The organism is Haloferax sp. Atlit-4N, from assembly GCF_003383025.1.
GTDB lineage: Archaea > Halobacteriota > Halobacteria > Halobacteriales > Haloferacaceae > Haloferax > Haloferax gibbonsii.
In genome coordinates this window covers 243,858-266,359 of record NZ_PSYY01000004.1, presented here as the reverse complement: position 1 = coordinate 266,359, position 22,502 = coordinate 243,858, and the positions used below count along the sequence as shown (strand labels likewise).

General features: G+C 66.4%; 17 protein-coding genes. 8 read left to right on the top strand and 9 right to left on the bottom strand.

Annotated features, from left to right (window positions below):
* The first annotated feature begins 35 nt into the window (after positions 1-35).
* From C5C07_RS18765 to C5C07_RS18750, 4 genes are all read left to right on the top strand, one after another.
* Entirely contained in the window at positions 36-1,388 is a 1,353-nt protein-coding gene (locus tag C5C07_RS18765) for an arylsulfotransferase family protein (protein ID WP_004977936.1), read from the top strand.
* 10 nt (positions 1,389-1,398) lie between these two features.
* A complete protein-coding gene (locus tag C5C07_RS18760; RefSeq protein ID WP_115805802.1) occupies positions 1,399-3,102 on the top strand; it encodes a glycosyltransferase family 39 protein in 1,704 nt (567 codons plus the stop codon).
* Between the two features lie 28 nt (positions 3,103-3,130).
* The gene (locus tag C5C07_RS18755; RefSeq protein ID WP_115805801.1) at positions 3,131-4,465 is read left to right on the top strand and encodes a phosphoglucosamine mutase; all 1,335 of its coding nucleotides are present in this window, start codon (positions 3,131-3,133) and stop codon (positions 4,463-4,465) included.
* Between the two features lie 139 nt (positions 4,466-4,604).
* Entirely contained in the window at positions 4,605-5,201 is a 597-nt protein-coding gene (locus tag C5C07_RS18750) for a SprT-like domain-containing protein (RefSeq protein ID WP_115805800.1), read from the top strand.
* Positions 5,202-5,233: 32 nt separating this feature from the next.
* On the opposite strand, the gene C5C07_RS18745 is transcribed toward C5C07_RS18750, so the two are convergent.
* Positions 5,234-5,428 (bottom strand): hypothetical protein, encoded by a 195-nt coding sequence (locus C5C07_RS18745; protein WP_049905292.1) that lies wholly within the window; start codon positions 5,426-5,428, stop codon positions 5,234-5,236.
* A gap of 403 nt (positions 5,429-5,831) precedes the next feature.
* Here C5C07_RS18745 and C5C07_RS18740 point away from each other — a divergent pair, with 403 nt between their 5' ends.
* Positions 5,832-6,521: a DUF1028 domain-containing protein gene (locus tag C5C07_RS18740; protein WP_004977943.1), complete on the top strand. Its 690-nt coding sequence runs from the start codon at positions 5,832-5,834 to the stop codon at positions 6,519-6,521.
* Between the two features lie 45 nt (positions 6,522-6,566).
* Here the strand turns inward: C5C07_RS18740 and C5C07_RS18735 are convergent, their stop codons facing one another.
* The 4 genes from C5C07_RS18735 to C5C07_RS18720 are packed head-to-tail and all read right to left on the bottom strand — an operon-like array spanning position 6,567 to position 12,264.
* Positions 6,567-8,720 (bottom strand): ABC transporter ATP-binding protein, encoded by a 2,154-nt coding sequence (locus C5C07_RS18735; protein WP_115805799.1) that lies wholly within the window; start codon positions 8,718-8,720, stop codon positions 6,567-6,569.
* A complete protein-coding gene (locus C5C07_RS18730) occupies positions 8,717-9,616 on the bottom strand; it encodes an ABC transporter permease (protein ID WP_004977945.1) in 900 nt (299 codons plus the stop codon). Before C5C07_RS18730 ends, C5C07_RS18735 begins: the two co-directional genes overlap by 4 nt.
* Positions 9,616-10,575, bottom strand: coding sequence for an ABC transporter permease (locus C5C07_RS18725; protein ID WP_004977946.1), 960 nt, complete (start codon positions 10,573-10,575; stop codon positions 9,616-9,618). The genes C5C07_RS18730 and C5C07_RS18725 overlap by 1 nt, the downstream gene beginning before the upstream one ends.
* 15 nt (positions 10,576-10,590) lie before the next feature.
* Positions 10,591-12,264 (bottom strand): ABC transporter substrate-binding protein, encoded by a 1,674-nt coding sequence (locus tag C5C07_RS18720; RefSeq protein ID WP_004977948.1) that lies wholly within the window; start codon positions 12,262-12,264, stop codon positions 10,591-10,593.
* Between the two features lie 422 nt (positions 12,265-12,686).
* Here C5C07_RS18720 and C5C07_RS18715 point away from each other — a divergent pair, with 422 nt between their 5' ends.
* Together C5C07_RS18715 and C5C07_RS18710 are read left to right on the top strand one after the other, a co-directional pair.
* Positions 12,687-13,934, top strand: a complete 1,248-nt coding sequence (locus C5C07_RS18715; RefSeq protein WP_115805798.1) for a Zn-dependent hydrolase — start codon at positions 12,687-12,689, stop codon at positions 13,932-13,934.
* A 401-nt stretch (positions 13,935-14,335) separates the two neighbouring features.
* Positions 14,336-15,151, top strand: coding sequence for an IclR family transcriptional regulator (locus C5C07_RS18710; RefSeq protein WP_115805797.1), 816 nt, complete (start codon positions 14,336-14,338; stop codon positions 15,149-15,151).
* A 912-nt stretch (positions 15,152-16,063) separates the two neighbouring features.
* On the opposite strand, the gene C5C07_RS18705 is transcribed toward C5C07_RS18710, so the two are convergent.
* Positions 16,064-16,825 carry a universal stress protein gene (locus tag C5C07_RS18705; RefSeq protein ID WP_115805796.1) on the bottom strand — a complete coding sequence of 254 codons (762 nt, stop codon included), beginning with the start codon at positions 16,823-16,825 and terminating at the stop codon, positions 16,064-16,066.
* On the bottom strand, positions 16,818-18,287 hold the full coding sequence (locus C5C07_RS18700) for an APC family permease (protein WP_004977956.1): 1,470 nt from the start codon (positions 18,285-18,287) through the stop codon (positions 16,818-16,820). The genes C5C07_RS18705 and C5C07_RS18700 overlap by 8 nt, the downstream gene beginning before the upstream one ends.
* A gap of 203 nt (positions 18,288-18,490) precedes the next feature.
* Here C5C07_RS18700 and C5C07_RS18695 point away from each other — a divergent pair, with 203 nt between their 5' ends.
* Positions 18,491-19,741, top strand: coding sequence for a tyrosine-type recombinase/integrase (locus C5C07_RS18695; RefSeq protein ID WP_115805795.1), 1,251 nt, complete (start codon positions 18,491-18,493; stop codon positions 19,739-19,741).
* Between the two features lie 596 nt (positions 19,742-20,337).
* Here C5C07_RS18695 and C5C07_RS18690 read toward each other — a convergent pair.
* Complete coding sequence (locus C5C07_RS18690; RefSeq protein WP_004977961.1) at positions 20,338-20,802, bottom strand: DUF1269 domain-containing protein; 465 nt, start codon at positions 20,800-20,802, stop codon at positions 20,338-20,340.
* A gap of 224 nt (positions 20,803-21,026) precedes the next feature.
* Complete coding sequence (locus tag C5C07_RS18685; protein ID WP_115805794.1) at positions 21,027-22,283, bottom strand: AI-2E family transporter; 1,257 nt, start codon at positions 22,281-22,283, stop codon at positions 21,027-21,029.
* Between the last annotated feature and the right edge of the window lie 219 nt (positions 22,284-22,502).

Below are 22,502 nucleotides of genomic sequence, written 5' to 3'. Positions count from 1 at the left end.
GATAGTAAGACCGTCAACCCACGGACGACTACGCAATGGTCGAGCGGACGCATCTGCGAGTCGCCGCGGCAGTCGCCCTCCTCGTCTGCGCGGGTATCGTCGGGGCCGCGTACCTGAGCCGACCGACCTCGGCGGTGACGGACGCGACCGGCGAGAGCGCACGGGTCGCGCCCGCGAACGGGACGACGGTCATCGCGACCGACTCGAACACGTGGCTCGGACGAGAGAGCGACGGCCCGCGAGCGAACGCCGAACTCGTCGCGTTCGGTGCCGACGGAGAGCGGCAATACTACGACGATACCCACACCCGCTACTGGGACGTCGACCCCGTCGAGGGGACGAACGCGACGGTCGAGTACCTCTACGCGGACCACCTGACACCCGAAGAGTGCGGCGGCGAGAGCGCGTGCACGCGAAACGGCATCGAGCGCGTGAACCTCACCACCGGGAGCGTCGAGGGGATTTACAGTCGCGTGACCGCCGGGAAGCACTCGACGCGGTGGCACGACGGCGACAGACTGAGCGATTCGACGTACGTCGTCGCCGACATCGCCGCTGACCGCGTGTTCGTCGTGAACACGACGACGGACATCGTCGAGTGGTCGTGGGACGCGCAGGCGGCGTTCGACCCCGCGACGACCGGCGGGCCGTACCCGTCCGATTGGACCCACCTCAACGACGTCGAGGTGCTCGAAAGCGGGCTCATTCAGGTCAGCCTCCGCAACCACGACAGAGTGGTGTACCTCGACCGCGAGACCGGCCTCGTCGAGAACCGGACGCTCGGAAACGGGTCTCACGGCGTCCTCTACGAGCAACACAACCCCGATTACATCGAGAACCCGGACGGCGACGACGCCGTCCTCGTCGCCGATTCGGAGAACAACCGCCTCGTCGAATACCGCGACACCGGTGGCGAGTGGGTTCGCTCGTGGGTCTGGCAGGACAAGCGACTCCAGTGGGCGCGAGACGCCGACAGACTCCCGAACGGGCACACGCTCGTGACTGACTCGAACGGCAACCGCGTGTTCGAACTGGACGAGACCGGCGAGGTCGTTTGGAGCGTCCCCGTCGCGTTCCCCTACGAGGCCGAGCGCCTCGGGACCGGCGACGAGAGCGCTGGCGGTCCGCCGGCACACGAACTCGGCCTCCGGAATCGGACGGCCGGCGGCTCGACGGTCGGAGACGGCGGCCCGTCTCAGTCGTCGGTACTCCCCGGACCGGTCGTGAACGCCGTCTACTACGTCCTCCCGCGGTGGATGGGCGTCACAGAGCTGCTGGTGTCCTGTCTCGGGCTCGCCGTCGGAGCCCTGTGGGCCATCGCCGAACTGCGGTGGCTCCCGTACCGCGTCTCGCTCACGAACCCCGTCTCGCTTCGAAAGCGGAGGTGAGAGCTACTCCATGAACTCAACGACCGACGACACGGCGAACGGCCTCGACCCCGCGGCACCGGGCCGCGCGAACGCGTTCACCGACGGCGTTCCCGGCCTCGGCCGCGAGAGCCACGCGTGGTTCGCCCTCGCCCTCGTCGCCGGACTCGTCGTCTCGGTGACGTACGTGGCGACCCACGACTACCCGGCCTACGGGTCCGGGCTGTACCTCGAAATCGCCGAGCAGATTCGGACCGGCGGCTACGCGCTCCCGACTTCGATTCCGTACTACGACGGCGGGATTCCGTTCGCGTACCCGCCCCTTCAGTTCTACGCGGTCGCGCTCCTGACCGACCTCGGCGTCTCGGGAACGACGCTCAGCCTCGTCCTCCCGGCCGTGGTGACGGTACTCTACCTCGTTCCGTACTACGGAATCGCGCTCGAACTCCTCCCCACGCGGCGGCAGGCGGGGGTCGCGACGGCGATTCTCGCGGTCGCTCCACCGGTCCTGCAGTGGCACCTCTCGGCCGGCGGCATCGTCCGCGCGTCCGCGTTCTTCCTGTCCCTCTGCGGGGTTTACGTCGGGGCGAGGCTGTTCCGCCGCGGCACCCGGCGGCCGCTGTGGGTCGGCTCCGGCGTCATCTGCTTCGGACTGACCGTCCTCTCGCACCCGACGTACACCGTGTTTTTCGGGGTCAGTTGGCTCGTCCTCTACGCGATGCTCGACCGAACGCTGCCCGGGCTCCTCAGCGGCGCCGCGGTGGCTCTCGGGGGACTCGTCCTCGCCGCGCCGTGGTGGGCCAACGTCGTCACCACTCACGGCGTCGGGGCCTTCGTGGGTGCGGCGGGCAGTCACAGCGGTATCGCCGGCGGCGTCGGTCGGCTCCTCGACCAGTTCGTCTACCCGCTGGACCCGACCGTCGTCACGGTGTTCTTCCTCGCGAGCTTCGCCGCCGCGGGCGTGCTCGTCTCTCGGAGGACGTTCACGCTGCCGCTTTGGCTCTTCGTCTGCGCGTACGTCATCGGGAAGGAGCGCTTCCAGTTCGTCGCCGGCGCGATGATGATTTCGACGGTGCTTTTCGGCGTCGTCGTGCCGCGGCTGACCGACGGCGTTCGCGGGTCGCTCGACAACCGGCAGTTGATGGCCTCGTCGCTGGTCGTGGTCCTCGTCGTCGGGACGAGCCTCGGCGGGTTCTACGCCGCGAGCGGTCTCGGCGCGGCACACCACGGCAGTCCGAGTCTCCCCTCGTTCATGGACGACGACGACCGAGAGGCCATGGAGTGGGCGAGAAACGACACCGACGCGAACGCGTCGTTCGTCGTGCTCTCGGACGCGGCCGAGTGGTTCCCGCACCACGCGAAGCGGACGATGCTCGTGGGCCCGTGGGGGGTCGAATGGAAGAGCCCCGACAGGTACTACGACCAGATTTCGGCGTTCAAAACGGCGAGCACCTGCGAGAACGCGACCTGCGTGACCGCGTCGATGGAGTCCGTCGACGCCTCGCCCGACTACCTGTACGTCCCCCGCGGGACGTACACCGTCCGGGGGCTCGAAGAAGACGGGACCGAGCGGCTTCGCGCCTCGCTCGCGGACAGTTCCCGGTATCGACGAGTCTACGGAAACGACGGGGTCGTGGTGTACGAGGTCGTGTCGGGTGATACCGACGCCTCGACGACCGAACCCGCCGTTTTGTCGGACGCTAAGCGACGCCGACCGGGATTATCCGGCCGATAGTAAACACCCCTCGGGCGGACAGTGGGGTATGTTCGCACCATCACGAATCCGCGGTTCGTACGGGACGCAGGTGACCGCGAAACTCGCCCTCAAAGCCGGTCGCGCCCTCGCCGGAACGGGCGACGAAATCGTCGTGGGCCACGACCCGAGCGACAGCGCTCGCCTCCTCGCTGACGCGGTCGCGACCGGGGTCTGCGAGTGCGGCGGCACCGTCCACCGACTCGGGCCGGTGGCGAGCCCGACCGTCTCTCACGGCGTGCGGCGACTCGGCGGCGACGCCGGCGTGGCGGTGACGACCGTCAGCGACCCCGCCGAGGACACCGGGCTGAAACTGTTCGACGACGACGGCTCGCGCCTCTCGTGGGAGCGACAGAGCAGGGTCGTCCGTCGGGTCAACGGCTCGTCGGCCGAGGTCGCCCCGTGGGACGAAATCGGCGAGGAACGTCGCTGGGACGACGCCGCGGCACATCACCTCGACCACCTCTGCGAGGGGCGAACTTCGGTTTCCGACACGCGCGTCGTGGTCGACGTCGGCGAGCGGGACGACGACATCATGGCCGACGCGCTCGACCGACTCGGCTGTGACGTCGAGCGCCTCGACGGAACCGCGGACGACTCGTTTCCGCGCCGTCGGGTCGCCGCGGGCGACGACGCGTGCGGGACGCTCCGCCGAGCGGTCGCGGCCTCGGACGCCGATATCGGTCTGGCTCACGACGCCGACGCGGACCGTCTCGTGGCCGTCGACGAGACCGGCGAGGTCGTCGGCGGAGACGCGCTCCTCGCGCTGTTCGCGCGAGAGACGGTCCGCGATGCGGACGGGGACGCCCGCGTCGCCGTGCCGCTGGAGGCGAGCCGTCGCATCGGAGAGGTCGTCTCCGACGCGGGAGGAAGCATCGTCCGGGTCGAGATGGACGGGATTCCGGGGTCCGGACCGGCGGCGGACGCGGACGTCGTCTTCGGCGGCGAGCCGACCGGCGTCTACCAGTGGCCGGCCGAGTCGCCCTGCCCGGACGCGACGCTCTCGGCGATTCGCCTCGCGCGGCTCGTCGACGAGGGGGCGGCGCTCTCCGAACAGGCGGGCGACGTGGCGGCGTACCCGCTGTTTTTCGACTCGTTCGCGGTCGACAACTGCGCCCGCGAGATGACGCGGCTCGCGACGGAGTGTCAGGCGCGCTTCGACGACGTTCGGACCGACGACGGCATCTTCGTCGACCGCGGCGACGCGTGGTTCGTCGTCAGGGCGAGCCGAACCGAGCGCGTCCTTCGCGTGACCGTCGAAGGGACGTCCCGGAACAGCGCGAAGCGGCTGTTCGACGCGGTTCGGGAGCTCGTGTCCGACGAGAAAGCGACGCTCACAGCCTGACCGAACCCGCACCCATACCCGTACCCCACCTGCACCCACACCCGTACCCCACCCGCACCCGAACCAACACCGCTCGTCGGCGACCGCGCGGGTGGGCACAACACACATATCGGCTCGCTCCGAACCACGGCCCGAAACCGTGGGACACGAAGACGGGAGCCTCGGCGGGTACGACGCTATCGAGACCGGCGACGAGCTGGTGAGCTGGTCGCGGACGTACTGCCGCCGCGCGGCGAGCCACTACGACTTCACCGTGGACTTACACCGCGTCCGATGGAAAGTGTCTACCCGCGCGAAGCGGCGGGCGGCGGCCGTGAAGACACCGAGCGTCGACGACGCGAGGGTCGGGGAGCCGAGGCGGTGGACCGGCACGTCGTCGCAATCGGCCGAACTCGACGCCGCGCCCACGTGTACCATGTCGCTGTCGTGGCGGGCGTTCGAGTCGTTCGACCGCGAGGAATGGACGGCGACGCTCCGGCACGAACTCGTCCACGTCGAGCAGTTTCAGGCGTTCGGCGCGACCGACCACGGCCCGGCGTTCAAGCGCCGCGCCGAGGCGGTCGACGCGCCGGTCCGCGTCCGCCGGTTCGCGGAGCCGAAGTACACCCTCACCTGCGAGGCCTGCGGCGCGGACGTCGCCTACCGCTACCGCGAGTGCAAACTGGTCCGCGAGTCGGCCGCCTATCGCTCCGCCTGCTGCGAAGCGCCGCTCGACTGCAGAGAGCGCGAAGAGTAGCGGGCGAAAACCACGTTCCGAGCGGCGAACGACTACCGACTCGGCGGGTGCGCCCGGGCCTCCCGAATCGCCACGAACGCGACGACGAGGACGAACACGAGCGCCAAGAAGAACTCGACGCCGGGGACGGTTCCGGCGACGGCCCAGACGTACACGTCCTCCGCACCGAGGATGACGAACAGTCCGAGGAGAATCACCACGCCGGTTCGACCGATGCCGAGTCTCATACGTTCGTCTTGCCACCGCGACAACATAAGCCTTGGATTCGACTGCCGGCCCGCGAGACGGTCGGTATTGCCCACCAATACAAATACTGCACCGCAGCAGAGCGTCTCCCGAATTAGCTTTTCCGCTCAATCAGAAGCTGGGGTGACAATGCAATCATTCACGACCGATTCAAAAACATCCGAATAGGAAAGTCCGATAAATAAGAAATAGCGTTCAGCAATAATTTATATTGTTTGCAATACTATCTCGGCAGTTGCGAACGGGAAGAGCGCCGAATCCGGTGCGAGACTCGACAGAGTCCTAACTGTTACGCCGCACTCGGACACCACCCGCGTCTCCGTTCCGCCCCGCGAGAGGGAGAGTATTTACCGCGCGAGCGTGACCGAAACGCAGTACCGAACCATGCGACACGTCCCAGGAACCTTCTCGATAGCGGCGCGCGACCCGGACGCGAACGTCTTCGGCGCGGCGGTGACGACCGGCACGGTCGCCGTCGGCGCGACCTGTCCCTACGTGAGCGCCGGCGGCGCGGCCGTCACGCAGTCGTACACGAAGACCGAACACGGCCGCGACGCGGTCGCCCGCGCGGAAGCCGGCGAGCGCATCGACGACGCCTTCGAATCCCTCCTCGACGCCGACGACCACGCCGCCTACCGGCAGGTCCACGGCGTCGGCGCGGCCGGCGAGTTCGCCTTCACCGGCGGCGAGTGCGTCTCGTGGGCCGGCCACCGCGTCGGCGACGACTACACCGTCGCGGGCAACATGCTCGCCGGCGAGGCGGTCGTCGAGGCGACCGCCGAAGCGTACGAGTCCGCCGACGGCGACATGGCCGACCGACTCGTCTCGGCGCTCGAAGCCGGCGAGGCGGCCGGCGGCGACGACCGCGGCGAGATGAGCGCCGCGGTGCTCGTCCACGCGCCGACGCCGGAGTTCTACCACAACCTCCGGGTCGACCTCTCCGACGAACCGGTGTCCGACCTCCGCGACCTGCTCGCGGAGGCGCGGCGCGCGAAAGACCAGATTCGCCGCGAGACGGACGCGCAGTTCGGCGACTACCCCGACGAGATTCTCGACTTCGGCGTCAAGTACTGAACCGGCTTCGGCGCTAAATACTGAGAAGAGACCGCGCGGGCGGATTCAGTCCGAGTCGGCCGGACTGGTCTCCGCGCGCTTCGACGGCGTGATGAACGAGTCACGCTGGCTCATCTCCTCCTCCGAGAGGTGACAGGAGATGTAGTGGTCCGCGCCCCCGACCGATTCGAGCTCCGGGAGCTCCTGCTCGCAGACGTCGCCGATTTTCTTCGGACAGCGCGTCTGGAACGGACAGCCCGACGGCGGGTTGATCGGGCTCGGGACGCTCCCCTCCAAGAGGATGCGGTCCGTCTCGCGGTCCGGGTTCGCGTGGGGGACCGCCGACAGGAGGCTCTCCGTGTAGGGGTGGAACGGCGGCGAGAACACCTGCTCGATGCTCCCGAACTCCGCTATCTTCCCGAGGTACATCACGGCCACGCGGTCGCAGATGTGCCGGATGACGCCGATGTTGTGCGAGATGAACAGGAACGAGATGTTCTCGTCTTCCTGAATCTCGTTCAGGAGGTTGAGAATCTGCGCCTGCACGCTCACGTCGAGCGCCGAGACGGGCTCGTCGCAGACGATGAGCTTCGGTTCGACGGCGAGCGCGTGCGCGATGGCGACGCGCTGTTGTTGTCCCCCGGAGAACTCGTGGGGGTACTTGCTCGCGGCGGCCCGCGACAGGCCGACGCGTTCGAGCAGGTCGCCAACTCGTTCGCGCTTTTCCTCGCCGGTGGCGATGCCGTGTTTCTCCATCGCGCGCCCGACGATTTGGCCCACGGTCTTCCGCGGGTTGAGCGAACTCTGAGGGTCCTGGAATATCATCTGCATCTCGCGGCGCAGACTCCGAATCTCCGAGGAGCCGAGCTCGTGGAGCGGCTGTCCCTCGAAGTACACCTCGCCGTCGGTCGGTTCGAGGAGCCGGAGCGCGGTGCGAGCGACCGTGGACTTCCCGCAGCCGGACTCGCCGACGAGCCCGACGGTCTCGCCGGGATAGACGTCGAAGCTCACGTCGTCGACGGCCTTGACGTGCCGCCGTTCGACGGTCGGCAGGCCGCCGCCCTCCCACGTGAGGTGGACGTTGCCGAAGACGCCCTCGCCGGCGTTGAAGTACTTCTTCAGGTTCCGCACCTCGAACAGCGGCTCGCCGCTGCGGTCGATGTCGCGGCGGCCGGCCCCGGATTCGGGGACCGTGCTCTCCGAGAGGTCGAGGTCGGCGGCGTGGAGACACGCCGCGCGCGAGGAGTCGTCGCCGACGGAGTCGAGCGACGGGTCGCCGCCGGTCCGGCACGCCTCGGTGGCGTGGGGACACCGCGGCGCGAAGTTACACCCGCTCGGGAGGTTCCCGAGGTCGGGCATCGCGCCGTCGAGCGTCGGCAGTTCGTCGTAGTCGGTGTCGACCTCCGGGATGGAGTCGATGAGCGCGCGGGTGTAGGGGTGTCGCGGGCGGTCGAACAGGTCGCCGAGTTCGGCCGTCTCCACGAGGTTCCCGGCGTACATCACGCCGACGTGGTCGCACGTCTGGGCGACGACGCCGAGGTTGTGGGTGATCATCAGCACGGCCGTCCCCTCGCGCTCCTGCATCTCGTTGAGCAGGTCGAGAATCTTCGCCTGCGTCGTCACGTCGAGCGCGGTGGTCGGCTCGTCGGCGATGATGAGGTCCGGCTCGCAGGAGAAGCCGATGGCGACGAGGACGCGCTGGCGCATCCCCCCGGAGAACTCGTGGGGGTAGTCGTCGATGCGTTCTTCCGCGTCGGGGATGCCGACGTCGTCCATCGATTCGATGGCGAGCTGGCGTGCCTCTGACTTGGAGACGTCCTGATGGCGGCGAATCGTCTCCGTGATTTGCTCGCCGACGGTCATCACCGGGTTGAGCGACGACATCGGGTCCTGCGGAATCATCGCGATGCGGTTGCCGCGGATGTCGCGCATCTCGGCTTCCGTCTTCTGCAGGAGGTCTTCCCCGTTGAAGACGACCTGCCCGCCGGTGATTTCGCCGGGCGAGTCGATGAGGCGCATGAGCGACCGCGCCGTCACGGACTTGCCCGCGCCCGACTCGCCGACGAGACCCATGGTCTCGCCGCGGTCGAGCGAGAACGACACCTCGTTGGAGGCGACGATGGGGCCGGCGTCGGTGCGGAACTCGGTTCTGAGTCCGCGCACGTCGAGCAGCGGGCCGTCGTCGGCCTCGCGGTCGGTCGCGGTGGTTGGTGCGCTCATTCTATCGCCTCCACTTTGGGGTCGAGCACGTCACGCAGTCCGTCGCCGAGCATGTTGAACCCGACGACGGCGATGCCGATAGCCAACGCGGGGAACAGCAACATCCACGGCGCGGTCTCCATGAAGCCGCGACCGGTGTTAATCATCAGCCCCCACGACGGCCGCGGCGGCTGCGCGCCGAGGCCGAGGAACGACAGGCTCGCCTCCGCGAGGATGGCGAACGAGACGTTCAGCGACCCCTGAACCAGCATGGGAGCCATGCAGTTCGGGAACACCTCGCTGAAGACGATGCGCGAGTCGCTCTCGCCGCGGGCGACGGCGGCCTCGACGTACGCCTCGTTGCGCTCGGCTAACGCCGCGCTCCGCGAGACGCGGGCGATGTACGGCGTGTAGACGAACGCCAAGGCGATGACGACGTTACTCAACTCCGGGCCGAGGACGACGAGCAGGGTGAGCGCGAGCAACACCGGTGGGAACGCCATCGCGGCGTCCATGACGCGCATCAGTATCTCGTCGGTCAGGCCGCCGGCGTAACCGGCGACGACGCCGACGACCGCTCCGACCGCGAGCGCGCCGGAGATGGCTCCGAAGCCGACGTACAGCGAGATTCGGCTCCCCATGACGACGCGGCTGAAGATGTCGCGGCCGAGGTCGTCGGTGCCGAACGGGTGTTCGACCGACGGGGCCTGCGAGCGGTCTTCGATGTTCGTCGCGTCGATGGGGTACGGCGCGATAATCGGCGCGAAGATGGCGACGAGCACGAGCAGCACCACGATGGAGAAGCCGAGCATCGCCTTCGTGTTGCTGCGGAACTTCCGGACGAACCGGGCGATGCGGTCGCGCTGTGACTGCGTGATGGTGAAGCGACCGCGGTCGGTCTCCTGTTCGGTCGCCATCAGTCGTCACCTCCGTAGCGGATGCGCGGGTCGAAGTACGCGTACAGCAGGTCTGCGGCGAAGTTCGAGAACATGTAGATGAGTGCGACCACGAGGATGCACCCCTGAATCAGGGGGATATCGCGGCTCTGAATCGCGGTCAGCGTCAGCCGACCGATGCCGGGCCAGAAGAACACCTCTTCGAGCACGACGACCCCGCCGAACGCGTAGCTGAACTGGAACGCGATGACCGTGATGACGGGGATGATTGCGTTCTTGAGCGCGTGTCTGAGGACGATGACCCGTTGGCTCATCCCCTTCGCACGCGCGAGATTGATGTACTCCTCGCTGAGAACCTCCAGCATCGACGACCGGGTCATCCGCATGATGTACGCGGTGAGCGCGAAGCCCATCGCCCCCGCGGGGAGGACGAGTCGCGTGAGCGACCCGACGAGGTCCTCGCTCGGGGAGACGTACCCCCCGGTCGGAAAGAGGTTCAGCCAGACGGCGAACACCAGGATGAACACCAGTCCCCACAGGAATATCGGCATCGAGATGCCGACGAAGGCGAACATCGAGGCGCTCACGTCGGGCGCTTCGTTCTGGTTGACGGCGGCGTAGACGCCGAGCGGGACCGACAGCACGACGGCGACGAGCGTCGCGGCGACGGCGAGCATCATCGACCGGGGCAGGCGCTCGGCGATGAGTTGCGCCACGGGCTCGCCGAATCGGAGCGATTCGCCCATGTTCCCCTGGAGGAGCCCGACGACCCAGTCGATGTACTGCACGTACAGCGGGCGGTTGAGTCCCAGTTGGGTTTGGAGCGCTTCGAGCGATTGTTCGGTCGCGTTGGGGCCCAAGATGAGCAGGGCCACGTCACCGGGCAGGATGTTGGTGACGGCGAAGGCGATGAGCGTGACGAAGAACAGCGTCACCGCCATGAACCCGACGCGCCGAAAGACGTAGTTGTACATCGACATTGTGTGGAATCTCTGTTAGCGGTCGAGCCAGTTGTCGCCGAACTGCAGCGTCGACCCGTCGGGCGCGCCGATGTCGCCTTTGTACTGCGAGGCGGCTCCGTAGAGGCTCGGCTGCCACCACAGGAAGAGGTGGCCGGCGCGGTCCTCGTGGAGAATCTCCGTCGCCTGGTGGTAGAGCTCGGCGCGCTCCTGTTCGTCGTAGATGGTGCGCGCCTCCTCGACGAGCGCGTTGTAGTCCTCGTTCACCCAGTTGGTGAAGAAGAACGCCCCGTTGGGGTGTAGGAACTTGTAGAACGACACGTCGGGGTACCAGAGCGCGAGGTAGGAGCTCGTCGTCGCCTGGAAGTCGCGGTTGGAGTAGACGTCCGAGAGCCACGTGCTCCACGTGATCTGCTGGATTTCGAGGTTGATGCCGACCTCGGCGGCGTCGGCTGCGATGACCTCCGCGGCCTGCACCTGCGTCGGGTAGGACTGCGGAATCTTGAACGTCGCCGTGAAGCCGTCGGACATGCCGGCGGCGTCGAGGTGCTCCTGTGCCTTGTCGAGGTCACGCGGGCGCGGTTCGATGTCCGGGTTGACCCACGGGCTGCCGGGCGTCGCCGGGGACGCCGTGGTCTGACCGGTGCCGTAGAGGGCCGCCTCGGCGACCTTCTCCTTGTCGATGGTGTAGTCGAGTGCGAGGCGGGCGTCCTTGTTGTCGAACGGAGCCACGTCGCAGTTCAGGCCGAGGTAGACGAGCGATTTCGGGAACTGCTTTTCGAACCGAACGTCGGGGGCCTGCTCGACGCGGGAGACGTCCTTCGGCGCGATGCCGTTGATGAAGTCGTACTCGCCGGCGAGGAACGACTGGAGGCGGACGCTCGGGTCCGGCACCTCGCTCTTGACGATGGTGTCGATGAACGGGCCGTCCTCGTCGGACGCGCCCCAGTAGTCCTCGTTGCGCGACATCGTGAACGAGGTCTCGATTTCGCGGCTCTCGAACACGTACGGGCCGGTCCCGATGGGTTCTTCGACCATGTCCTTCTCGGCGTTCTCGGCGGGCATGACCGACAGTTCCGCCGTCGCCATCTTCGCGAGGAACGGCGCGAAGGGTTCGGTGAGTTGGACTTCGAAGGTGTAGTCGTCGGGGGCGCGAAGCTCCTCGACGTAGTCGAAGAAGCCGGTGGCGAGGTAGTCGCCGTTCTGGACGCGCTCGTAGCTCGCCAGCACGTCCTCGGAGGTCATCTCCTTGCCGTTGTGGAAGGTGACGCCCTCCCGGAGGTTGAACGTCAGGACCGTGTTGTCGTCGGACTGCTCCATCGACTCCGCGAGGTGCGGCTGGATGGAGTAGTCGTCCTGCAGCGCGACGACTTCCTCGTAGATGTTCTCCAGAACGCGCTTGGAGGCCGCCGAGGTGTCGATGTGCGGGTCGAGCCCCTGCACCGGCACCGCGCCGCCCCACTGGAGCGTGCCGCCCTGCTTCCCGCCGCTCGCGGCGGTCGTGTCGGTGCTCTCCGTGTCGTCGCTTCCGCCCGAGGAACCCGAATCTTCGGTCGTGCTGTCGTCCGAACCGCCGCCCGTACACCCGGCGAGCGCCACCGCGCCGGTCGTCGCCGCCGCCCCGAGGAAGGTACGGCGGTCGAAACGACTGCGACGCGTGCCGTCGCCGGTGCTGTCGGAGGAGTCGCTCCCCTTGCCATTCTCTTGCATACAGTCGCTCAAATCCGTTACTGTGTGATAAAAATTGTGGTTATGTGAGTACAATCCCCATATCGAGACGGAGAAGATGTAATATCAGAGACTGTTCCGAGCGCCGAGCGCGATGGAACTGTAGAATGACCAATTCTATCCCGTCTCTATGCGGGATTACTCCACGTATGTCAACCCCCTCGTCGCAAACGACGGCCCGCATCGGCGTCCCGCAGGTCGCGACGACCGAACCGTCGCCGACGCGCGTCCTCGAACGTCGCCGATGTGCGCCCTCGAACGACACGGGCGGTGGGCAGAGCCCCAGAACCCACATCCAGCGCGCCGTGCCTGCTGATTTCGGGGAGTTCGCGGCCGCTCGGTACTGTCACGCATGTGACCGAATTCCAAACAGTAAAATAGGGTTAGTCACGAATCCGGGAACCATGCGAGTCAATCAGCAGCGACTCCGCAGCGACATCGAGTCGAACGCGGAGTTCGGGGCCGTCCCGACGGACGAGGGTCGGGGGCGGACGGTCCTGAGCGGCAGCGAGGCGGACCGGCGGGCGAGAGAGTTCTTCTGCGAGCGCCTCCGGGACGCCGGTCTCTCCATCACCATCGACGAGGTCGGCAACATCGTCGGTCGGTGGGTTCCCGAGAGCGCGGACCCCGACGCGGCCCCCGTCGCCACGGGAAGTCACCTCGATTCGGTCCCCGAAGGCGGCATCTTCGACGGTCCGCTCGGCGTCTACGCGGGGCTGGAGAGCGTCCGCGCGATGCAGGACGCCGGAATCGAACCCGTCCGACCCGTCGAGGTCGTCAACTTCACCGAGGAGGAGGGCCAGCGGTTCGGCGGCGGCCTCATCGGGTCGGCGGTCGCCGTCGGCGAGTTGAGCGTCGAGGAGGCCCTCGACATCGAGGACGCCGACGGGATTCCGCTCGGCGACGCCCTCGCTGACATCGGCTACCGAGGCGAAGGACGCGTCGACGCCGCCGACTGGGACGCGTGGATAGAACTTCACATCGAGCAGTCCGAGCGCCTCGAAGACGCGAACGTCCCCGCCGGCGTCGTCACGAGCATCGTCGGTCTCTCCCGGTGTGCCGTCGAAATCACGGGCGAGGCCGACCACGCCGGGTCGACGCTCATGGACGACCGGTCGGACGCGCTCGCCGCCGCCAGCGAGTTCGTCCTCGACGTGGAGCGCGCGACGACCGAGCGCAACGAGGTCTCGGAGACCGCGGTCGGGACCGTCGGCAAACTGGAGGTCTCGCCGAACGCGCCCAACGTCATCGCCGGGAAAGTCGCCCTGACCGTCGACATCCGCGACGTGGCGTACGACTCCATCGAGTACGTCATCGACGAGGCGGAGGCGAGCCTCGACCGCATCGAGGCCGAGCGCCCGGTCGAGGCCGCGCTCTCGCACCCGTGGGACCGCAAGCCCGTCGAGATGAGCGAGCGCTGCCGCGCCGCGCTCCACGACGCCGGGACCGACGCCGACCTCGAAACCCTCGACCTCCACTCCGGGGCCGGCCACGACACCATGCACGTCGCGGCCGTCACGGACGCCGCGCTGCTCTTTGCCCCCTCCCGCGACGGCATCTCGCACAACCCCCGCGAGTGGACCGACTGGGAGGACTGCGCCGACGCGACTCGCGTGCTCGCCGGCGCGCTCGCCGACCTCGCGACCGAGTGACGGAACCGCCCGACTGACGACTGCTGTTCTCGGTTCCGCGCTCCGCGGACCCGCCCTATCGATGCGTTCGAATCGGCCGCCACCCGCCGCGCCGCGACGACCGCATCGTCGAAACGTCAGCCACCACGATGCGCTATTCTCCGCCCAGTGTCCCTGAAACCCGTGTTCTCTCGCTGTACGATGAGTCTGGAATCGGTCAGAGCATCGCGGTGTTTGTACAATGAGAACACGGTGTCTAAGTGGTCGAATTCACTCGTTTCGGCCACGTTACAGACGATATTCGAAATAAGAATCGCGCCAATTACGCTACTTTGCGGCAATCGGTGCGATTTGCCGGCGATTTCAGAAGTGACCGTTCGTCAAATACAAACACATATGACTTCGCGGCTTCGAACTTGACTATGGCAGACGAACACACGACCGGTTCGCCGCGGACCCTGAAGACGGTGTCTCGTGCGTTCGATGTCGTTCGGGCGCTCGAGGAGCTGGACGGCGCGCGGGTGACGGAGTTGGCAAACCATCTGGACCTCTCGAAGAGCGTCGTCTACAACTACCTGAGCACGCTTCGAGCCGAGAAGTTCGTCGTGAAGGAAGAAGACACCTACCGGCTGTCGCTGCAGTTCCTCCTCGTGGGCGAGTACGTCCGGTACCAGAACATCCTCTACCGCATCGGCAAGCCCGAAATCGAGGAACTCGCGGAGAAGACCGGCGAGTACGCGCACCTGGCGACCGAACAGCACGGGCTGGGCATCAACCTCTACAAGGTGAGCGGCGAGAAGGCCGTCGGGAGCGACTACCAGGTGAACAAGCTCCAGCGCGCCGACTACCTCCACTTCTCGGCGACGGGGAAAGCGATTCTCGCGCACCTCCCGAAAGAGCGCGTCGAGTGGATTATCGACCAGTACGGCCTGCCGGGCAAGACCGAGGCGACCATCACGACCCGCGAGGAGCTCTTCGAGGAGTTGGAGACGATTCGCGACCGGGGCTACTCGCTCAACGACGAGGAGGAAATCAAGGGCCTGCAGGCCATCGGGGCGCCGGTGACGAACCGTCACGGACGCGTCCTCGGCTCCATCAGCGTCTCCGGTCCGGTCCGCCGGATGAAACAGTCCGACTACCACGAGCAACTCATCGAGAGCGTCGTCAACACCGCCAACGTCATCGAAGTCAACGTCAACATGGAGGAGTCCGACGACGATTTCCCGACGTTCAGTTAGCGGTCCGCGTCGTCCTCAACGCTTCTGCGGCAGTATCGCCTTCGCGCCGACCGCGCGTCGATACGGTTCACAAACGGAGAACCGACGGTCTCGGCCGAGTCGCGGGCGAGTCGGAGACCGCTCTCGGTACGATCGACGGGCCGAACGAGTCGCCAGTCCCCGAATCTCGGCGTATGCTGTCGAAGCCGCGCTCGGCCCCTCGATACGGCTTGCCGGACGAGATTGACGTTTTCGAACGTCGGACGGTCAACGCGCCCCGAAAAGTTTCGAGAACGGAACATCTGAGAGACGACACACGACAACGAGTATCGCGGTGTATTGACCATATATGAACACAGTCAGGACATCCGTTAGAGAAGATACAACGATACACCATATTACAGCTAGTTCCCCGTAGTTCTCGTCACTAGCGATACGCCTCACCGGAGGAACTGGCGGTGACTAACGCCACGCAAACGACCCACACTACATTACATAATTACTGGTGTAATGGAAGTGCGAACGTCCACAGCAGTCGGATGTCGTTCGCGGACGACCGAGTCGGCCGAGCGAGTCGCCGATGGGGAGACGCTCCGCGCCGACCGAGTGAGTCGAGGCGGGCGAGACCCGTCGGAGACGGTCGTCTGCCCGAGATAGTAATTCAGTTATTTTGCAATAATAATCGATTCCGAATCGACTGTCGATTGTACTCTGGATTCGCGGGAGAATCACGTTCGACAGGCCCGGACACTGATATCAAAGCATCATCGCCCCACACCTACAAACAATTTGAAATTTGTAAAATTTGTAGAAATTTTTATTCTACCTGTATTTTGTGCAGCTCTCAGAACAGTCGGTCCGTGTCGTGACAATTGGAACAATAGTACAATAGTGTCCCGTGTCGGGCCGGAGACGTTCGAGGGCGAACCGCCCTCACTCCGAGTCGTCGGTACCGCCGGCGTCGTCAGGTTCGGGGTCGAGCGGTCGCCGGACCACGAGCACCGGGGCGACGGTCTGCTCGGCGACCCGGTCGGAGGTCTCGCCGAACAGTCGGCCGCGGAGCGTTGGCTTCTCCTCGCCCATCACGACCACGTCGTGGTCGTCCGCGCCCTCGATGAGCGCCTGGAGCGGGTTCTGTGCGACGACGACGACGCGCGAGACGTGCTCGCGGTTGACGCCGAGGACCGCCAGGTCGTTCGCGACCTCGTCGAGGAGGGCTTCGCCGTCCGGGACCGCGCCGTCGTCTTCGACCGCGTGGAACAGCGTGAGTTCGACGTCTCCGTGCTTTCCGACCGCCGCGGCGACCTTGGTAATCGTCTCGAGGTTGATGGCCTCCTTTATCGGAACGATGACGCGGTCGATGGTCGGTGCGGGGTTCGAGAGTAGTACCGCGTCGCACTCCGCCTCCGTGGCGATGCGCTCCGTCGTCTGGTCCATATCGTGAGTGAACACGAGTCGCGTCTCGACGGTCGCACCGGCGGATTCGAACACCGAGACGAGTTCGTCGAGTTCCTCGCGGGCCTTCGGTTCGAACTGCTCTCTGGCCTGTTCGGGGGCCGTCTGCTCGGGTATCTCGTGGTACGCGAGCAGGACGACCGTCGTCTCCGAGAGGAGGTGAATCAGTTGGTCGGGAATCACTTGCCCCTCCAGTACCGCGACGGGGACGAGCACGCGAACGTCGGGAGCGTCACGCATCGGCGCTCACCCCCTTCAGGCGCACGTCTCGGGCGTAGACGAAGTACCACACCAGCGCGGCGAGCGCGACGACGACGCCCACCGCCTGCGAGAGCGGTTGCATGAACGCGACGAGGCTGAAACTCGCGAGCGCCCCGAGGACCGGGACGACGGGGTAGCCGGGGACGCGGAACGACGGGTCGTACCACGCGGGGTTCGAGCGACGGAGCCCGATGAGCGCCACGCAGATGAGCCCGTAGGTGACGAGGTGCAGGAACGACGCGACCTCGGCGAGTACCTCCGTCCGACCGACGGCGACGAGGACGACCGTCGGTCCGCCGACCAGCGCGAGCGCGACGTGGGGCGTCCCGTACCGGAGGTTGATTCGCGCGAGTTGCGGCGGGACCAGCGCGTCGCGGCTGAGCGCGTAGAGGGCGCGCGACGAACTGAGAATCGAGGCGTTCGCGCTCGACACCGTCGCCAAGAGCCCGGCGATGAGGATGGCGACCGCACCGGGGAAGCCGAGGTACGAGCGCGCGACCTCGACGATGGCCGTCTCCCCGAACGTGGCGAGTCGACCGCTCCCGAACGCGCCGGTCGAGACGAGGATGGTCACGACGTACAGCACCCCGACGACGACCACGGACCCGACCATCGCCAGCGGGAGGTTCCGCCCGGGTTTCGTTATCTCGCCGGCGACCGTCGCCACCTGTGCGAACCCGAGGTACGAGGTGAACACGAGCGCCGCCGTGGTGAAGATGCTGAGCGTCCCGTAGGGCATGAACTCCTCGGGGACGGTCTGACGGCCGAACAGCCCGAGCGTGTCGAGCGAGCCGTAGACGAGGAACACGAGGAGGATGCCGAGGAGCAGACTCACGATGCTGTTCTGGAGCTTCGTCGCGTTCTCGGTCCCGAACATGCTGAGAGCCGTCAAGACGACCCCGAAGCCGACTCCGAGGACCGCCACGAGCGGCAGGTCCGAGACCATCGACGCCGCACCCAACTCCGTCAGCACGGCGATGGCGTACTGCGCGAAGCCGACGAGGTAGAACGCCGAGGCGAAGACGAGCCCCAACCAGAGCCCGATGCCGACGACCGCGCCGAACGCCGAACCCATGCCGCGGGAGATGAAGTAGTACGCGCCGCCGCTTTTCGGCATCGCCGTGGCCAACTCGGAGGTCGGGAGCGCGACCAACAGCGCGATGACCGCCCCGAGCGCGAACGAGAGCGCGGCCGCGGGACCCGCCTGCCCGGCGGCGAGGCCGGGAAAGACGAAGATACCCGCGCCGACCATCGTCCCGATACCAATCGCCAACCCGCCGCGAAGGCCGATCGTCCGCTCCAACTCGGTCCCGCTTTCGAGGACCGTCACCTCGTCGGCCGCGGCACCGACGTCGACCGCCGGGTCCGCGTCGCCGACCCGTCCCCCCTCGCCGGGCGGGTCCGCCTCGAGCACCGAACCGCCGTCGTTTCCATCGGACATTGTGGTTTCCTGTTATCGCGTCTCCCCAATATATCTACTACCCGTCATATTGAGGGTCGACGGGTCGGTCGGCGGGCACAACTCACCGACGCGCCGTCGGTCCCAGCGAGAGAAAGTGTTAATCCGTCCGCGGCACGCCCTGCATGCAGAACGATGGCGCACGGAACGCGACGCGGCGGCCGGTTCGCGCGGGGTGAGCCGCGGTGAACTGGTCGCGGAAGTCGCTCGACGAACTCGAAGCGTTCTACTGGGAGACGATGGCACCCGCGATGGACCGCGACGGGATGGACCCGACGCGGGACGTGCCGACCTACTCGTGGTTGACCGAACACGGCTGGTCGGGCATCGCCTACGCGCTCCGCGAGAAACACGACCTCACGCCGCGGGAGTTCTTCGTCGGCGTCGTCGGCCTCGGCGACGAGGCGACCGACGAAGGCTACGACTGGGGTATCGACGACGACCGCACCGTCGAGGCGTTCGAGACGTACCTCGACATGCTCGAATCGCGGCGCGGCCTCGCGGACTCGACGCTACCGACCCGCCGGACTCACCTCGCGCGGTTCGCCCGGGTCTACCGCGACCGACACGGTTCGGCCGACCTGCTCTCACGACTGGACGACCGCGACGCCGAGCCCGACGAGATAGACCGCTGTCTCGCGGTCCTCGACGAGTTCGACGCCGAACTCGCCACCGACGGGACGAAGCTCAAGTACCTCCAGACGGTCCGGTCGTTCTACGAGTACCTCGTCGACTTCCGGCGCGCGCGGTACAACCCCGTCGGGAACGCCGCCAAACAGTTCCGCTGGGAACAGGGCCAGCCCGACAACCGCACGATGACCGCGGACCAAGTGAGCGACGTGTACGCCGTCGCCGACGACCTCGAAGACCGCCTGCTCGTCCTCGGACTCGCCGGCTGGGGGCTCCGCCCGAACGAGCTCGCGTCGCTCCGCGCGTCGCAACTCGTCCTCTCCGGCGACGACCCCCACATCGCGTTCGAAGCGCGGAAGAACGGGCCGGGAACCGTCGCGCTCCTCTACGGCGTCGACGCCGTCGCCGCCCGCATCGACGCGCTCGCCGAGGACGACGACTGGAACGGCGCTCTGTTTCCCTCCTCGCGGGCCGCCTCGGGCCACATCGCCCGCGAGACGGTCAACCGCCGGTTCAAGCGCCTCGCCGACGAGGCCGGCGTGACCGTCGACGGCGAGGTCCCGACGGCGAAGCTCTGTCGGCGCTTCTGGTACACGGCCTATCAGGCGGCGGTCGACGAGATGCTCGCGCAGCTGGAGGGCGTCGCCGCCGACCAGGGGTCGAAGAGCGCCGACGTCGTCATGTCGAACTACCTCTCCGAGGAGCGCCGGCGGTCGTTCCGCCGGCAGGCGATGCGCGAGACGCTGGCCGGGGTGTTCGAATCGACGGACGAGTCCGTGTCCGTCGAAGAGCAGATAGCGCAGTAGCTGTCGGTTGCGCCGCGGCGCGTGCTCTGCGAGCCGGCGACGATTCGGAGTGAACACCCGTATAAACTGCATGTCGCGATACACAACAATCGTGCGATGAGCCGAAGAGAGGAGTGACGTATTTCTGTACAAGAACGGCCCGGTGAGGGTCCAGAACGGCCAAACTGTTCAGCGGCGGACACCCGTTCTAGACGACAACGACCCTTCGCGGCCGGGAGAAGCCGACAGGTGACGCGATTATCGGAGGCCCGCGTTCCCCATACTGACGACCATCTAACGTTTTTGTTACACAGCTACCTTTGTAAAGTATAGTGAATCTCGTTCCGGGGACCAAGATACTGAAGAGCACCGGAACGTCCGCTTGAGTCGGGGACGCGGACGCCTCTCGCGCGTCTCCGAGAAAACCCCGAGCGAAATCGGGCGATTACGAGAGAATCGAGCCAACGGGCGGTTGCGGGGCGACCGCCGCCTGCTTCGACAGTCATGGGCGAAGCGCTCCGCTCCGCGCAGGCGCTCGCCACCCGTCGCACGTCGCGCCGTCAATCGAACACGGCGAGGCCACTATCGCGCCCGGTCAGACGGGGACGGGTTACCATCTATCCCGAAATTTCCTCGGCGGCGAACGCCTCACGGAGCCGGTCTTCGTCCTCGGGCGAGAGGTTCGTCTCGATGATCTCGAACTTGTCGTCGGACAGTTCCGCTCTGATTCGCTCCATCTGTGCGCCGCGGGACAGGAGGAACAGCGCGGAGTCGCCGGGTTCGACCGTGTTGGCGACCTCTTTGATGAACGCGTCGTCGATACCGATATCGGTGAACTTGCCGCTGAGCGCGCCCGTCACCGCCCCGACCGCCATCCCGAGCCAGGGCATCCAGAAGATGACGCCGATGAGGAGGCCCCAAAACGACCCGCCGAGCGCGCCCACGCCGACGAGGCTCTGGGCCTGTTTGACTTTCACCTGACCGTTCTCTTTTCGAACCGCGATAGCGGCGTCTTCTATCGTAATCAGTTCGCGCCGCTGGAGTTGGTACAGCTTCTCCCGCATGTTCTCCGCCCCGTCCATCGTATCGAACGCGAGTACTACTAGTGAACTCATCTATTCAACCCGGCTACACGTAAGCAGGAAAGCATAATAAACTGCATTTATCGGGTCGCTGAGAGTCTCACGGGCAGGAATTTGCTGGGAATCGTGAGAACGAAACGGAGTAGAAACCCCCGTGCAGAGAGGGATAGGCCCGCGCCAGCCGCCGTGGACACCAACCCCGTCAACTAGCCGCTCCCCAGTTCTCATTCGTCCACAGTCGGTCCGTCGCTCTCGACGGGGGCCGAAAGCGACTGGGTGCCTTCAGCCATCGAAATATCGGCGTCCCGAATTTTCGAGGGCGGCTTCGACGGTGTCTGCGCGCCCTCGGCTTGTCCGAGGCTGTCGGCGTCCACTCCCGACGGGTCGAGGAGCCAGGGGAAGAGTATCCGACCGAACTCGAACACCGCGACGAACAGGAGCGGTGCCAAGAAGATGCCGTACCAACCGAAGAGAAGCGGTCCGATGGTGTACGCGAGCATCACTGCGCCGACGTGGAGCGTCCGGCCGCTGACGTACGGACGGAGGAGTTGGTCGGGGACGTAGTCCACGATGACGAAGGAGACGGCGAAGAACGCGATGGGAAACCAGACGACGTCCGGGTCGAGCCAGAGTGCCCGTCCGAGGAGGTACGCGCCGACCGGCCACGTGACGAGCTTGATTCCGATGACCGGAATAAGGCTCGCCGCGCCCACGAGGAGGCCGAGGAACGCCGCCTCCGGGATTCGAGTGGCCGCGGGCGCGAAGACGTTGAGCAGGGAGTACGTCGTCGAGGCGAGCACTCCCGTAAGAAGCGCGTTCAGGATGTTTCCGAAGTAGACGTTGTGAAGGTCCCTGTCGACCCGAACGAAGTAGGCGTCCAGGTGGCCGTCCTCCTCAACGAACGTGTTTCGAGCCCACCGAGCGACGCGGTAGTCGTCCCTGAGCAGGTAGAAGACGATGATGAGGACGACGAACGCGTGGATACCCACGTTGACGGCGACACCGACCCAGCCAAGTATCGACCCGACGACGTCCCCGGCGAAGCTTCCGAGGTCGACGTCGGCGAGCCGACTCGGGTCTCTGATGACCGCCTCGGTGAACGCCCCCAGTTGGCTCAGCAGGGACGTGAGGTCGAGGTACGGCTGGACGAACGCCTCGACGTTCCCGAAGACGTCCGATTCGAGCAGGTCGTTCACCGACGTGACGAGGATGGTGAACGTCCAGCCGACAACGAACAGGAGCGGCAGCGCGACCGCGGTGAGCGTGAGAGCGACCGACACTGTGCGCGACTCGAACCGACCGTCGATGCGGCGTAGCACCGGGCGCGTCACGTAGTAGACAAACAGCCCCAAGACCACGCTGCCCACGTACCGCCACGCCACGTAAAGGAGACCGGTCACGGCGACGACGGTGATGAACCAGAGCGCCGCACGCTCGCGGTCGACCGCGGGCCACTCGACAGTCACGCTATCGATGGTCACGTTGATTCGCCCGAGTCGATTCGTATCGGGGGTATCGGACGCCGGTGAACTGGGACTGGATTCTTCGGCCATGGGACAGGTGTGAGACGGCGGTAACGGACGGTGTCGAGGACGCTGCGCGTGTCTCGCCTACGCGTGGGAGGATGCGAGGAGGTCAAATAGCTCTTTCTCGCGCCGTCTCTCGGCGACCTCCACGTCACCGGCGGCTGGCTGCCGCGG